This is a genomic window from Streptomyces sp. NPDC058295 (assembly GCF_042880655.1).
In the GTDB taxonomy this organism is placed as follows: domain Bacteria; phylum Actinomycetota; class Actinomycetes; order Streptomycetales; family Streptomycetaceae; genus Streptomyces; species Streptomyces coriariae.
Window position 1 is genome coordinate 44,230 of the sequence record NZ_JBHVYO010000038.1, and the last position, 12,421, is coordinate 56,650.

Sequence of the window (12,421 nt, forward strand, 5' to 3'; positions counted from 1 at the left end):
GACGGGTAGACGGCACCACCGCCACAAACTCATCGGCGGGACTTGCGGACCTGCCCCGGTTGCCCCGCCGTCGGTCACGGAGCGGCGGGGCTCTGCGAGGGCCCAGCCGTTCGCCCGGCGCCCGTACGGGCCGGGCGCCGCTTTCACTGCTCTCGCGGCGCGCTGCGGGCGGCCGGCCCCGGCGACGGGAACAGCTCAGGCGGCACTCCACTGATGTGCGCGGCCGCCGCGCCACTCGATCCATTGGTCGTCGTCCAGGATGCTGTCGGGATCCTGGACGCCCGCGCCCTCAAGGAACACCACCAGATCGTGATCGCTATAGGCGGTGCCGAGGATCTCGACCCGGCCCTGCGAGTGCACGGAGACGCTCCTGCCGCCCGTGCTGGAGGGCGGGTGTACGACGATCGACGCGCTGCTCACCCTTCCCAGCGTGCCCCCGGCAAGCTCACCCGGCGACCCCGCCGCGGCGGTCAGGGGCTGTCGCCGGAGTAGTGGCCGGGCGTACGGGCGCTGGCAGCTGCCCGCTGCCCCGGCCGAACGCGACGCCCTCACCCACCTCGCGGAGGACTGCCCGGACGCCACCGTCACCTACGAGCGGGTACCCCAGTGGGCGCGGGCCGTCGGGTGGGGCGCAGCCGGCGGGCCTGGCCGCCTCGTCCGGGTGCTGCTGCGCCTGAAAGTGCGCTGTGGCCGGCGCCTGACGCCCGCGTGGAGGAGTGCGAGTGCGGACGGCCTCGAGACGGGCGAGGCTGACGGCATGGGTTCCGTGATGCCCGTGGACTCGTGCCCGCCCGACGAGGACGACGGACGGCGGGCCCAGCAGTCCGGTTACGGCAAGGGAGACAACCATGACTGTCCGTACCTACGTCTCAACGACCGTGCGGAGCGACCGGGTCGACGAGGTTCTCCACGCACTGGAGGAAATGGACCCCGATGCGATCGTGTCATCCGTCAACCGCCCGGATGCTCCCGACGTCCCCGCCGGGGTATCGGTGTCACTGGCCGGCGATGTCCGTGAGGCGGTGAAGAACCAGCTCGATGTGATCCCCGATCTGGAGTGCGAGATCGACGTGCGGGACACCGAGGACGTGTGAGCCGGACCGACGGACCGGAAGAATCCGCGAGTACCCGTAGCGAGCGAGGAGGCCCGGCGGCGCTCGCGTCGTCGGTACGTCAGTACCTGTGCAACTTCGCGCAGCCGGCGGACAAGGGGTTCGACGCCTCGGCCGCCGGCGCGGACGCCGGGAGCAGCCGGACGCATGCCGGGCCGTCCCGCTCCGGTCTGTTCCGCCTCGCTCAGGAAACCGGCTCGGGAACCTCGCCAGGCCTGACCGGCACGATCTCGACACGGGTGCAGCCCACGGCTTTCAGTTCGGTGCGGCGGTGCTTCGCGGACCGCTTGTCGTACCTGCCGGCGGACGCCTGCGGGGTGCCGTCCGGGTCGGTCCACAGCAGACCGTAGTTCTGCATCGCGCTCGTCATGGAGGTCATCACTTCCCCGCGCCCGGCAGCCGTAAGCACGCCGCGAGTCGTCCGTGGATGATCACGCGGCCGCCGGTCCTTCGACAGGGGCAGCGGGGGCTTCTCAAACGAGGGATGGCGGCACGTTGGCAGGCGGGTGGGCAGGCCGTGTTCTGCCCGGCTGGGTCGGCTCGGGTGCAGCCGGGCCGGCCGCGCGTCCGCGGCAGAAAAGGGTGCGGCTCCGGGGCGGCGAGGACGCCGGCCCGGAGCCGTAGGCGAAAGAGCGTGGTCGTGAAGGGGCGGTCGCCTGCGCGGCGAAAGGCTCTGCGGGGCTTCAGCCGGACGATCGTCCCCGCAGGCAATAGGTGAGGCCCGGGGACACTGTCCCCTTCACGACCACGTCCCGCACAACACCCGCCGCCGCGGCGGCATTCCCGTCCCCTTCACCGGACGGGCGGGCTCCCGTCCCGGCTAGGCTCGGCTCGGTTCGGGGGCACGCGGGACGCAGCTCCCGGGCGCGGTAGGTCCGGCTGCGGCGTGCGGCCCGGCCGGCCCGACGGGTGCTGTCAGCCCTGGCGGGCCTTGAAGCGGGGGTTCTTCTTGTTGACGACGAAGACCACGCCGCGGCGGCGGACCACCTGGGCCCCCGGTCTGGACTTCAGCGAACGCAGGGACTTGCGTACCTTCATGGTCTGCTTCCTCCTGTTCGGATGACGGCCCGCGGTCAGGGCCGGGCCGGGGCTGTGCGGCCGTAGCGGCGCTCGAACCGCTCCACCCGCCCGGCGGTGTCCACGACCCTCGAGGTCCCGGTGTAGAAGGGGTGACTCGCCGATGAGATGTCGACGTCGATCAGCGGGTAGGTGTTGCCGTCCTCCCACTCGATCGTGCGGGCCGAGGTGGCGGTGGAGCGGGTGAGGAAGAGGGCGTTCGCGGCGCGGTCGCGGAAGGCGACCTGCCGGGATTCGGGATGGATGCGGGGCCTCATGGGGTTTCCTTCCTTATGGCTGTATGGCTGTCTGCCCGGGGCGCAGGCGTGGTTCAGCGTTCCTCGCGGAAGGCGGTGTGCTTCCCGGCGAGCGGGTCGTACTTGCGCAGGACGAGCCGGTCGGGGTCGTTGCTGCGGTTCTTGCGCGTCACGTAGGTGACGCCGGTCCCCGCCGTCGACTTCAGCGTGACGAGGGAACGCGTGCTGTTGCGTGCCATGAGGTCCTCCTTTCACCCACACCCCCGGATTGACCGGAGCATGTCAGGTTCATGCTGTGCAACAACCTCTCCGGCCGCCTCATTCCCGGCCGGCCCGCAGCTCCGGTGCCGCAGGCACTTCATTCAGCACAGCTGCCTGCCGGCTTGCGCCGGGCCGGCCTCAGCGGGCCAAGCGGCCGCGACCCGACCGGGCCGCCCGTGAGCCGGCCCGGCACCGCGCCGGCGTGCACGCGTGGTCAGGCTGTCGGGATCTGTCGGGCCTGTGCCGGGGTCTCGGCCGCCGATGACGTGATCAGTTCGGAGGGGCCGTTCCCGCGGTCGGTGAGGCCTGCGAAGAAGGCGAGGGCGAGGCCGGCGGCGGCCAGGGCCGCGCCGACCAGGGCGGGCGAGCCCCAGCCCCAGCCGGCCGAGATGGCCAGGCCGCCGAGCCAGGCGCCGCCGGCGTTGGCCAGGTTGAACGCGGAGTGGTTGGAGGCCGCCGCCATCGTCGGGGCGTTCTTCGCCTTGGCCATGAGCAGCATCTGCACGGGCGTGGTGACCAGGGCGCCCATCGCGCCCATGAAGGCGAGCGTCACCAGGGCGGGAACGGTGCTGTGAACCGTGAAGTAGAACGTCACGAGCGACGCGCCGAGCAGGGCGAGCCCTCCGTACAGCGTCGGGCGCAGCGCACGGTCGGTCAGCGGGCCCGCGACGAGCGTGCCCAGCGTCATTCCGGCGCCGTAGAGCGCGAGGACCCAGGTGGTCGAGGATTCGGAGAGGCCCGTCAGGTGGGTCAGGATCGGCACCAGGTAGCTGTAGACGGCGAAGAAGCCGCCGAATCCCACGACGGCGGTGGCCAGGCCCAGGACGACCTGTCGGTTGCCCATGGCGCGCAGTTCGTGCCGGATGCCGGCCTGGTTGCTGCGCGGCTGGTGGGGGACGAAGGCGGCCAGCGCGGCCAGCGCGACGAGGCCGATGACGGCGACGGCGCAGTAGGCGTAGCGCCAGCCCAGTTGCTGCCCGAGAGCCGTGCCGGCCGGGACGCCGATGATGTTGGCGATGGTCAGTCCGAGGAACATCCTCGACACGGCCCGCCCGGCGCGTTCGGGAGCGACCAGCCGGGAGGCCACGACGGCGCCCACGCCGAACAGCGCCCCGTGGGGCAGGCCCGCCAGGAAGCGTGCGGCGAACAGCAGGCCGAAGCCGGGTGCGAGGGCGGACGCGACGTTGCCGATCACGAACAGGGCCGACAGCAGGAGCAGGAGCCGCTTGTGGGCGATGCGCGCGCCGATACCCGTCAGCAGCGGGGCGCCGACGACGACGCCGAGCGCGTAGGCGGAGACGATGTTGCCGGCGTGCGGCACGGACACGCCGACCCCGTCGGCGATCTGGGGCAGCAGCCCCATCGTGGCGAACTCGGTCGTACCGATACCGAACGCGACGAGGGCAAGGGCCAGCAGGGCCAGTGGCATGGAGCGGAAGTACCTTTCGCGGGCGGCGGTCCGGATCGTGGCGGAGCAGGCGGGACCACGAGGGGTCCTGCTCCTGTGGCCATTCGCGCCGGCCACCGTTGCCCGGTGCGCCCCCCAGGGCAGGGAAGGCCCACAAGCAGTGCAGCGGTGGCCCATGCCCACGCATTCCAAGATCGGCCGACAGAAATTATGGCCTGCCTCACACCGGCTCCGGGGGCCGGTCATGCGGTGCAGGGACGGTCTGCGGGCGGCTGCGTCTGCGGTGCCGTCCGGCCGGGCAACCTCGCGGAGGCAGATCCGGCGGCTTTGGCCAAGGGCGGGAGAGCGGACGGGGGTGCGTGCCCGAGGGAGGGTCAGCGGTGCGGGACTCCGAGTTGGTGCGCGGCGGCGTCGACGGTCTGTGCGAGCAGGACGGCGATGGTCATCGGGCCGACGCCGCCGGGCACCGGCGTGATCAGGCGGGCTCGGGTGAGGGCGGTGTCGAAGTCCACGTCGCCCACGTTGCCCGGGTTGTAGCCGGCGTCGATCACCACCGCGCCGGGCTTGATGTCCTCACCCCGGATCAGCCGGGGCCGTCCCACGGCCGCCACCACGACATCCGCCTCCCGGACGATGTCCGGCAGGTCCGCCGTGCGGGAGTGGCAGTAGGTCACCGTCGCGTCCCGGGCGAGCAGGAGCATCCCCACCGGCTTGCCGAGGATCGCGCTGCGGCCCACCACGACGGCGCGCCGGCCGGTGAGGTCGACGTCGTAGGCCTCCAGCAGCCGCATGATGCCGCCCGGGGTGCAGGACACGAAGCCCGGCAGCGCGAAGCTCATGGCGGCAAAGGAATGTGCCGTGACCCCGTCGACGTCCTTGTGCGGGGCGATGGCCTCGAACGCGGCTCGCTCGTCGATGTGCGGGCCGCAGGGATGCTGGAGCAGGATGCCGTGCACGTCCGGATCGTCGGACAGGCCGGCGAGGGTGCCGATCAGCTCGGCGGTCGTGGTGGCGGCGGGCAGAGCGATGTGCCGGGACCGGATACCCGCCTTCGCGCACCGCGCCCGCTTCATACGGACGTAGGTGACCGACGCGGGGTCCTCCCCCACCAGCACCGTCGCCAGGCAGGGACTGGTCCCGGTGTGCTGTGAGATCTCTGCCGCCCTGGCGGCAGCCTCTTCGACGATGCGTCCGGCAAGACCGGTGCCGTCCATGAGCTGGGCCGTCTGAATCGCGGACATGGTTGCCCTCCGGGGGTGGCCGACCACTCGCCCAGGCGCACGGCAACGACGTCTCGTCAGACCGCTCCCCGGTGGTGCTCCACCTCAGCGCCAGTCACGGCCCACAGCGCACTGTAGTAGACGTGGAGCATGCTCACACCGCTCAATGTCCGGTGCCAGGAGGCGACTTGCCGGGGCCGGGAACGAAAGAGCGTGGTCGTGAAGGGGCGGTCGCCTGCGCGGCGAAAGGCTCTGCGGGGCTTCAGCCGGACGATCGTCCCCGCAGGCAATAGGTGAGGCCCGGGGACACTGTCCCCTTCACAACCACGTCCCGCACAACACCCGCCGCCGCGGCGGCATTCCCGCCCCGTCCGTACAGCATGCGCGAGCCGCGGCAGCGTGCGACTGAGGCGGATGAGGCGGCCGCTTACACGCTGCGCTCCATGCAGAGCAGCTGGTCGCGTGTTTCCCATGAGGGGGCGACGGTGAAGCCGAACCGCTCGTACAGGGCGATGGCGCTCGTACGCCATGTCCACACCGACAGGCGCAGCGTGCCGACGCCGTTCTCCGCGGCGTGCGCAAGCGCGGCACCGATCAGGGCGGACGCGACACCCCGGCTGCGGAACGCCGGGTCCGTCCAGAGTCTTTTGATCTCTGAGCGTCCGCCGGCGGGGGCGGTCAGCACGAGGCAGCCCGCGGCCGTGTCACCGCTCAGGGCCATCAGCACGGTGTCGTCGGCGAACGCGGCCCGCGGGTCGGAGATCTCTGCCCGATAGCGGTCCGGCAGCTTGTCGGCGTCCGTGACGGCGCTGCCCTTCTCGGCCTCGGTCCGCAGGTGGTAGGCCGCCAGCAGCTCGGCCAGCCGGTCCGCCGGGAGGCGTTGGCCCGGCCGGTGAACGATGACTGCCTCGCGTGGATCGGTCATTGCACCAGCATCCACGGCCTGTACCCGGCGTCCGACGTGGGGGCCGGTGCCCGCACAGAACAGGGAGGAAGGTCCGGCTGGCCAGGTTCCAGGGCGGTGAAGTTTGTGGCTGGGCTGCGCTGTCAAGGAGCTGGGGCGCCGGGATTCGATGCCGGTGATGGCCTTGTAGCTGGTCCGGTCGATGCGCGGGCCCCGGGCGGCCTGATACTTGGGCAGGCGCGTATGACGATGCGGGCTGCCCCTTGACGCCCTCCCCCTCTGAAGGAGGATGTCAATCGATGGCCGACCGCCACCGCGTCGACCTGGTCTTCGACGTCCTCGACACGGCAGCCGGCTGGGCCACCGGGAAGACGGCCGCATCATCCCCACGGACCGCGGATCGAAGTGCACCTCTGCTCAATTCCACTGCAAGAAGCGCGAGTTGGCCCTACGGCAGAACATGGGCAGGAACGGTATCCGATACGTGTCCCAGAGCATGGGGAACTTCCCTGTTCCGCTCCCCCGAGGCCGATCCCATTCTGCCGGTTCCTGACCCGTCATGGGCCCGCTGGTCGGGGTGTCCGACAGGAAGAGGGTGCGAGTGAGATCAGCGCGCCGGACGGACGGCAGACAGTACGCTGAATCCAGCGGGATCAGGCCCGCCGCACAGTGTCCGGGAGGTGCTTCATGACGGCCGAGATGATGGCCCCGGCGTGGATGCATGAGCAGATCACGGCCGAGGAGTACGACTCCTGGTCCGAGGAGCAGTGCACCGGCATTGAGGTCGTGGACGGGATGGTCGTCGTGAGTCCGAGTGCGTCCAAGCGGCACAACCGACTGGCCCGGATTCTGGCGAACGCCCTGGATGCCGCCGCGGGCCCGGAGTGGAATGCCGACACGGACTTCGACGTCCGGCTTCAGGACGTCCCGCTCACCAATCGCCGCCCGGACGTCGTCGTGTACCGCGCAGACACGATCGATGTCACCCCCACCCGCCCTGAACACGTGCTGCTGGTCGCGGAGGTGGTGTCGCCGGGCTCGGAGACCACCGACCGGATCGTGAAGGTCGACCAGTACGCCAAGGCAGGCATCGCCTTCTACTGGCGGATCGAGCAGACCGCGACAGGCGTTCCTCTCGTGTACACCTACGTTCTCGACCCCGCGACGAAGACCTACCGGAACGGAGACGTGTTCACCGGCGTCCTCAAGGCAGCAGCCCCCTTCCCGGTGGAGATCGACCTCGGCCAGGTCTGACCCAGGCGCTGCCCAGCAGTCGGCAGCGTGTGAGCGATGCGTGAGCAGACGGCCCGGCACAGGGCGGCAGGAGCCGTATCAAGTGGCTCGCCGTACGGTTCCGACCAGGGGAAACAGCACCGCGTGCAGCGCCGGGCGCCCCCCGGCAAAGACCCGGTCCCGCCCTGGAAGCGGGTGTCGCAGGCCGTTCTGCCAGGGCACAGGAAAAGGGCCGGATCAGGAGGGTTTCCTCCCAGAGCCGGCCCTTCGTCGTGTCCGGGGCGTGCCACACGCATGCCACTGGACAAGACCGAGGTGGCGAAGATCGACCCGCCCGTGGTGCGGCGAGGTCGCCAGCGGCCTTCGCTGCCCACGACCTGCTGGACAGCCCCCGCCCGACCCGTAACTTCACGGCCTTGCGGCTATTCCTCGAGGCCCCAGCTGTGGATCCGCCTGGGGTGGAGGCGGATCACCTCCTCACTGAAGTGCGGGCCCAACTCGTGGGGTCCGGTGAGGAGTTCGGCCTCTCCTCGGATGTCCACGCCGCGCACCGTCCAGGGCCGCAGGCTCACGATGTCGTCCACGACGAGTGCGGCCTTCGGGTTCTTGCGGAGATTGCGCCACTTCTTCGTCTGTCCCATGGCGAACCCGCCGATCAGGATCGTGCCGTCCTCCTGGAGGAAGAACCCGACGGGGTTGGCCTGCGGCTGTCCCGAGGGGTCGACCGTCGCGAGGCGCCCCAACCGCTGCGACATCAGGTACGCGCGTTCGGCCGTGCTGAATTCGGTCATGGCAGCAGCCAAACATGTCCCGGCCACGCGCACATCGGGTCATCGGCCTAGGTCCCGGGGCTGAGCCCGCTGCGATACCGAAGACGGCACCCAGGACGGCAGCGGAGACGGGAAGGTAGGCCTCGAAAAGGGCGGCCGGGAACGGCTTTGACGCGTGGTGTGCTGTTCGCCGGTGGTGAGCCGGACGTTCGCGGCGGAAGGGCACGGATCGCCGGGCCCGCGGCGGCTGCCGCACGGTGAGGGGAACCCGTCCGGCGCGGTCCGTGCCGCGCCGGACGGCGGGCGCAGACGGCCGCCGGCACAGCACGTCGAGGGAGGGCACGAGACACGTTCCGCGTACACCCGCGGGCGTGCGGGCGGCTCGTAACCTGGTCGGGTCTGATCGCCTGCGGGAGGGGAGTGTGCTCGTGCCGCCGTACGGGGAAGGGACTGCCGGCGGGGCTGCGGGCGGGGCTGTGCGTTGCCGTCGGCGGTGAGCGTCCTGGGCCGCCTCGGCCGTCCGCTGCCCGGGCTGCGCCGGTTGAGCGTGCAGGAGGTGCGGGGCGGGGCCCGGATGGTGCTGTGCGCCACGCTGTCGTGGTACCTGTCGGTCGAGCTGGGCATCAACAGTGCCCCCATCGCCGCCGTGCTGCCTGCGGTGTTCACCCTGTCCGGGATCCCGCTGTGGGCCCCCCGGCTGGGGCTCTACCGCCTGGGCAGTGTCCTGCTGGGGGTGGGCATCGCGGCGGTCGCCCTGCGCTGGCTTCCCGTGTCCACGCTCTCCCTCGCCGTCGTGGTGAGCGCCGGATACCTCGCCAGCCTCCTGCTGCGTATCGACGGTGTTCCCAGCCAGCAGGTGCTCGTCAGCGCCGTGCTCGTCTTCGGTGTGCCGGTCTCCGGCTATCCGGAGCAGCGCGTTCTGGAGAACCTGGTCGGGATCGCGGTGGTCATCCTCCTGGGCCCCCTGCTGTGGCCTCCCGATCCCTGCCGTCTGCTGTCCGGGCGGCTCGACGCCTACCGCGACCGTCTCGACCGGCTGCTGGAGGAGCCGGTCCCCCACCCCGGCCGGGCCCCGCTCGGGCGGGAGGCGGGGCAGGGCCCGGCCGGGGGGCTGTGGCAGCAGCCCTATGACCTCGGGCGGGATCTGGACCGGGCCCGCAAGGCGCTGCGCTGGAGTGTGACGCACCGTCGGTCGGCCGCCGCGCTCGACGAGGTCGGGCACCGCATCCAGCTGGCCGAACGCACCGTGGCTCCCTTGCACTGCCTCACCGCACAGCTGCAGGCCTCAGGCGGGTCGACGGCGGACGGCCCCTGTGCGGTTCATTCCGGCGAGGGCCCCGGCCCGTTGCTGGACGCCGTGCGGCACGCGCTGATCCGCGCGCTGGCCGGCGCCGATCCCGCGGACGCGGTCGCCCGGGCCAGGGCGATCGGCGAACAGGGCGGGCCTGCCGGGAGCGGGCGGCACGACAGCCTGCTGCGCGGCCTCCTGCTGCTGGTCCTCGACCGGCTCGACGACTACCGCGAAGCGCACTTCACCGGCCGATGACCTGCCGGTGGACCGGCGGCAGCACGAGGTACGGGTCCCGGCCGGTGCCGAGGTGGAGTGGGCGAGGAGTGAGGGGTGTGCGCAGGGCAGGATCAGGGGGCCCGGATGTGGCGCGAGCCGGTTCGGTGGTGTTCCTCTGGGGTGCCGCCCCGGGCTTTGTTTACTGGTCCGGCCCACGAGCCGGGGAGGCCGTCCCTCCCACGGACAGGGCAGGCCGCCCTCTCACCGATATTGCAGGGCGACTTGCACGGTTGTGGCAGGCCGCCGCCTGCGCAGTCCGGGCGGGCGACTTCTCTCGCGCGGCATGCAGTTCCCCGACCGCCCGCACCGTTCGAACACCCGGCGCCGCCCCGGGCGCCCCGGCCTGGTCACCACCCCAGAACGCCCCGACCCGTCGGCCTGCCGGTGACGCGTCATCTGCGCAGGGCAGGTGCCCTCAGGACACGCGACGCCCCCACGTTCCCCGCCGGATCGACCCAAAGACCGCAGTGTTCGATTCCCGCCGACCGCGTCGGCTCTCCGGCAGACCTGGGCAACTGAGCCGACTGCGCAGCCCGTTGCGGGGCTACCGCTGTCTCGGCTACTCTGCCGCAACCAACTCTCCTTCACGGAGGCCCCAGTTGCAGCAGATCCCCCAACGGTGGAGCAGCACGACGCGTCTGCGCGTCAGCTGCCTTCCGTAGCCGCGATTCGACACCGGTCACTCAGGTGACGTGTGTCCGGATCCGGTAAGGGTTGATCCACAACTGGGAGGTTCTTCATGGCGGCGACCACTCCGCTCCAGCAGCAGGCCTGCAACCACCGTGCCCTGGAAGTCGTGTCCGTTCTTCTGCTGTCGACCGTCGTCGCCCTGAGCGCAGCGGTCATCACCGTCGCGCAGGGAGCCGGTGTGAGCGCGGTCCTCACCACCAGCGCGAGCGTCTTCCTCGGCGTGTTCACCGTCGGCCTGGCCGCCATCACCTACGTCAAGCACGGCAGCTAACCCCGAACGGACAAGGGGGAGGCCGCAGACGGCCTCCCCCAGTCCCGAGCCTCTGTGCCGGCCACCTTCCCTCAGCCACCTCCTCCGGCCGGACCGAACATCCAGCCTCCTCGGCCTCCTGTTCTTGGTTGAGAGAGGCTCCGCCGACGAGCTGGATCGAGGTTGCCTTCTGCATGGGGAAGCCGCTGAGCGTCCTGGTCGGCGAGCCGGCTCTGCAGGGAATCCGGCTGCCTGCTCGTCACGGGCACGCGGTTACGGGGCGATGCAGGAAGTTTCTATCCGCCGCTCGGCCGAGACCGGCGCGTTCCGCACCCTGCCCGGTGGGGAGGCCACAAGCGGTCCAGGGGTTGTGGAGGGTGGGGCGGCCAGGGCCGAGAGCAGGCAGCTCCTCCGCGGCCACTGGTGACACGTCGCCAGGCGGCCGTACGGTCCCCGAGGCGCGAAGGGCCGTGGCTGGCGAGCGCCGGGCGGCTTGGCCGGAGGCTGCCGGTCTCCGGACGTCCGGCGGGGCGCACCGGATCGGGTGCGGGTCGCCGGCCCGGCAGTAGAGTCAAGGGGTGACCGCTCTGCCGGACGACCGGCCGCCGCTGATCGGCGAAGTGGACCGTGACACGGCCGTGCGGCGCCTGCGGGAGGCGTACGCGGGAGGTCACCTCTCGCACGAGGAGCTGGACGAACGCCTGCACCGGGTGCTCACCGTCACCACGCACGGCGAGCTCGTGTCGGCGCTGGCCTCGCTGCCGGAGGAGGATGCGGGCACCACGTCCACGATCGCCGCCGCCGGCGGACGGATCAAGCGCGGCGGGGCGTGGCGGGTGCCTCGGTTCCTCAAGGTCGAGTCCGCGTTCGCGGGGGTGCGTCTGGACCTGTCCCGGGCGGTCATCGAGCATCCGGTGGTCAACATCGAGCTGCAGCTCGGTACCGGCAGGGCGAAGATCACGGTGCCGCGCGACGCGATCGTCGCGTACGAGGATCTGCACACCGGGTGGAAGGACACGCGGTACAAGGCCCCGCGCAGTTCCCGGGCCGGCGGGCCGACGATCCGGATCTCGGGGACCATGGGGTTCGGACGGCTGAGGATCCGCCACGCGCGGCGTTGAGGTGGGGTGCGGCGCCGGGCCCGAAGGGCCGAGGGTGAAGCACAGCCGGCGCGGTTCTTCTTCGCTCGGCACGGTGGGGACGCCGTGGTTCTTGACGGTCGGTGTGGCGGGCTCCGGGGCGGGCATCAGGCGGGCGGCGGTCTCCACCCCCGTGCCGTGGGCGTGCCGGCGCGGGATGTCCAGGCGGGCGCAGTGCGATCCGGATCTGCCGGGCGACCGCAGACAGAGGCCGGCGTGTCCGGTGGCCAGGCCGTCGTAGAGCGTGCGCGGGAAGACGACGGCGGCGCGTTTTGCGGTGCGGTTTGCGCTGCGCTTCGTGGCGCGCTGAATCCTGTTTCCGTGTGTCACGGTGTCACGCGGGCTGCCGGATTTCCCGGGCAGGTCCCGGATTTCGCCGGTCGAGGCCGGGTTCTGCCGGGCCGCGAGAGCGTGCCGAGGGGGTTCCTGCCGGTAACAGAAACCCCCTCGTTTCCCCGGTGGGTCGTGCTGCCGAGCCCAGGAAGACCAGGGCAGTTCCTACGGGGTGCGGCCGGGCCGCTGTCTTCCAGCTCATCACCGCACCGTCTCCGCCG

The 12,421-nt window shown here is 71.4% G+C and carries 14 protein-coding genes and 1 riboswitch; of the genes, 5 read left to right on the forward strand and 9 right to left on the reverse strand.

Annotation, left to right across the window (positions count from 1 at the left end; all coding sequences use genetic code 11):
• Positions 1–195: 195 nt before the first annotated feature.
• Positions 196–420 carry a hypothetical protein gene (locus tag ACFVYS_RS32365; RefSeq protein ID WP_389507849.1) on the reverse strand — a complete coding sequence of 75 codons (225 nt, stop codon included), beginning with the start codon at positions 418–420 and terminating at the stop codon, positions 196–198.
• A gap of 428 nt (positions 421–848) precedes the next feature.
• Here ACFVYS_RS32365 and ACFVYS_RS32370 point away from each other — a divergent pair, with 428 nt between their 5' ends.
• Positions 849–1,094, forward strand: coding sequence for a hypothetical protein (locus ACFVYS_RS32370; protein ID WP_389507850.1), 246 nt, complete (start codon positions 849–851; stop codon positions 1,092–1,094).
• Between the two features lie 202 nt (positions 1,095–1,296).
• On the opposite strand, the gene ACFVYS_RS32375 is transcribed toward ACFVYS_RS32370, so the two are convergent.
• From ACFVYS_RS32375 to ACFVYS_RS32405, 7 genes are all read right to left on the reverse strand, one after another.
• On the reverse strand, positions 1,297–1,491 hold the full coding sequence (locus tag ACFVYS_RS32375; protein WP_389507852.1) for a hypothetical protein: 195 nt from the start codon (positions 1,489–1,491) through the stop codon (positions 1,297–1,299).
• A gap of 536 nt (positions 1,492–2,027) precedes the next feature.
• The gene (gene ykgO / locus ACFVYS_RS32380) at positions 2,028–2,150 is read right to left on the reverse strand and encodes a type B 50S ribosomal protein L36 (RefSeq protein ID WP_020132570.1); all 123 of its coding nucleotides are present in this window, start codon (positions 2,148–2,150) and stop codon (positions 2,028–2,030) included.
• Positions 2,151–2,185: 35 nt separating this feature from the next.
• A complete protein-coding gene (locus ACFVYS_RS32385; RefSeq protein WP_389507854.1) occupies positions 2,186–2,446 on the reverse strand; it encodes a type B 50S ribosomal protein L31 in 261 nt (86 codons plus the stop codon).
• A gap of 53 nt (positions 2,447–2,499) precedes the next feature.
• Positions 2,500–2,664 (reverse strand): 50S ribosomal protein L33, encoded by a 165-nt coding sequence (rpmG, locus tag ACFVYS_RS32390; RefSeq protein ID WP_389507856.1) that lies wholly within the window; start codon positions 2,662–2,664, stop codon positions 2,500–2,502.
• A 236-nt stretch (positions 2,665–2,900) separates the two neighbouring features.
• Complete coding sequence (locus ACFVYS_RS32395; protein ID WP_389507858.1) at positions 2,901–4,115, reverse strand: MFS transporter; 1,215 nt, start codon at positions 4,113–4,115, stop codon at positions 2,901–2,903.
• Between the two features lie 353 nt (positions 4,116–4,468).
• The gene (locus tag ACFVYS_RS32400; protein WP_389507860.1) at positions 4,469–5,335 is read right to left on the reverse strand and encodes a bifunctional 5,10-methylenetetrahydrofolate dehydrogenase/5,10-methenyltetrahydrofolate cyclohydrolase; all 867 of its coding nucleotides are present in this window, start codon (positions 5,333–5,335) and stop codon (positions 4,469–4,471) included.
• A 22-nt stretch (positions 5,336–5,357) separates the two neighbouring features.
• A riboswitch (ZMP/ZTP riboswitch) is annotated at positions 5,358–5,443 on the reverse strand.
• Positions 5,444–5,741: 298 nt separating this feature from the next.
• Positions 5,742–6,239 (reverse strand): GNAT family N-acetyltransferase, encoded by a 498-nt coding sequence (locus ACFVYS_RS32405; protein ID WP_389507862.1) that lies wholly within the window; start codon positions 6,237–6,239, stop codon positions 5,742–5,744.
• 666 nt (positions 6,240–6,905) lie between these two features.
• On the opposite strand from ACFVYS_RS32405, the gene ACFVYS_RS32410 reads away from it, so the two are divergent.
• Positions 6,906–7,472, forward strand: a complete 567-nt coding sequence (locus tag ACFVYS_RS32410; protein ID WP_389507864.1) for a Uma2 family endonuclease — start codon at positions 6,906–6,908, stop codon at positions 7,470–7,472.
• Positions 7,473–7,873: 401 nt separating this feature from the next.
• On the opposite strand, the gene ACFVYS_RS32415 is transcribed toward ACFVYS_RS32410, so the two are convergent.
• A complete protein-coding gene (locus tag ACFVYS_RS32415) occupies positions 7,874–8,242 on the reverse strand; it encodes a PPOX class F420-dependent oxidoreductase (protein ID WP_389507866.1) in 369 nt (122 codons plus the stop codon).
• A gap of 472 nt (positions 8,243–8,714) precedes the next feature.
• On the opposite strand from ACFVYS_RS32415, the gene ACFVYS_RS32420 reads away from it, so the two are divergent.
• The 3 genes from ACFVYS_RS32420 to ACFVYS_RS32430 all read left to right on the forward strand — a co-directional run bounded on the left by ACFVYS_RS32420 (position 8,715) and on the right by ACFVYS_RS32430 (position 11,849).
• Complete coding sequence (locus tag ACFVYS_RS32420) at positions 8,715–9,767, forward strand: hypothetical protein (RefSeq protein ID WP_389507868.1); 1,053 nt, start codon at positions 8,715–8,717, stop codon at positions 9,765–9,767.
• A 760-nt stretch (positions 9,768–10,527) separates the two neighbouring features.
• Positions 10,528–10,749 carry a hypothetical protein gene (locus ACFVYS_RS32425; RefSeq protein WP_389507870.1) on the forward strand — a complete coding sequence of 74 codons (222 nt, stop codon included), beginning with the start codon at positions 10,528–10,530 and terminating at the stop codon, positions 10,747–10,749.
• Positions 10,750–11,306: 557 nt separating this feature from the next.
• Positions 11,307–11,849: a DUF1707 domain-containing protein gene (locus ACFVYS_RS32430; protein ID WP_389507872.1), complete on the forward strand. Its 543-nt coding sequence runs from the start codon at positions 11,307–11,309 to the stop codon at positions 11,847–11,849.
• Positions 11,850–12,421: the final 572 nt, after the last annotated feature.

What these genes read in the sequence shown, in the direction of transcription:
- ACFVYS_RS32370 (WP_389507850.1), top strand. Translation starts at nt 849, where the DNA reads ATGACTGTCCGTACCTACGTCTCAACGACCGTGCGGAGCGACCGGGTC.
- ACFVYS_RS32375 (WP_389507852.1), bottom strand. Translation starts at nt 1,491, where the DNA reads ATGACCTCCATGACGAGCGCGATGCAGAACTACGGTCTGCTGTGGACC.
- ykgO (WP_020132570.1), bottom strand. Translation starts at nt 2,150, where the DNA reads ATGAAGGTACGCAAGTCCCTGCGTTCGCTGAAGTCCAGACCGGGGGCC.
- ACFVYS_RS32385 (WP_389507854.1), bottom strand. Translation starts at nt 2,446, where the DNA reads ATGAGGCCCCGCATCCATCCCGAATCCCGGCAGGTCGCCTTCCGCGAC.
- rpmG (WP_389507856.1), bottom strand. Translation starts at nt 2,664, where the DNA reads ATGGCACGCAACAGCACGCGTTCCCTCGTCACGCTGAAGTCGACGGCG.
- ACFVYS_RS32395 (WP_389507858.1), bottom strand. Translation starts at nt 4,115, where the DNA reads ATGCCACTGGCCCTGCTGGCCCTTGCCCTCGTCGCGTTCGGTATCGGT.
- ACFVYS_RS32400 (WP_389507860.1), bottom strand. Translation starts at nt 5,335, where the DNA reads ATGTCCGCGATTCAGACGGCCCAGCTCATGGACGGCACCGGTCTTGCC.
- ACFVYS_RS32405 (WP_389507862.1), bottom strand. Translation starts at nt 6,239, where the DNA reads ATGACCGATCCACGCGAGGCAGTCATCGTTCACCGGCCGGGCCAACGC.
- ACFVYS_RS32410 (WP_389507864.1), top strand. Translation starts at nt 6,906, where the DNA reads ATGACGGCCGAGATGATGGCCCCGGCGTGGATGCATGAGCAGATCACG.
- ACFVYS_RS32415 (WP_389507866.1), bottom strand. Translation starts at nt 8,242, where the DNA reads ATGACCGAATTCAGCACGGCCGAACGCGCGTACCTGATGTCGCAGCGG.
- ACFVYS_RS32425 (WP_389507870.1), top strand. Translation starts at nt 10,528, where the DNA reads ATGGCGGCGACCACTCCGCTCCAGCAGCAGGCCTGCAACCACCGTGCC.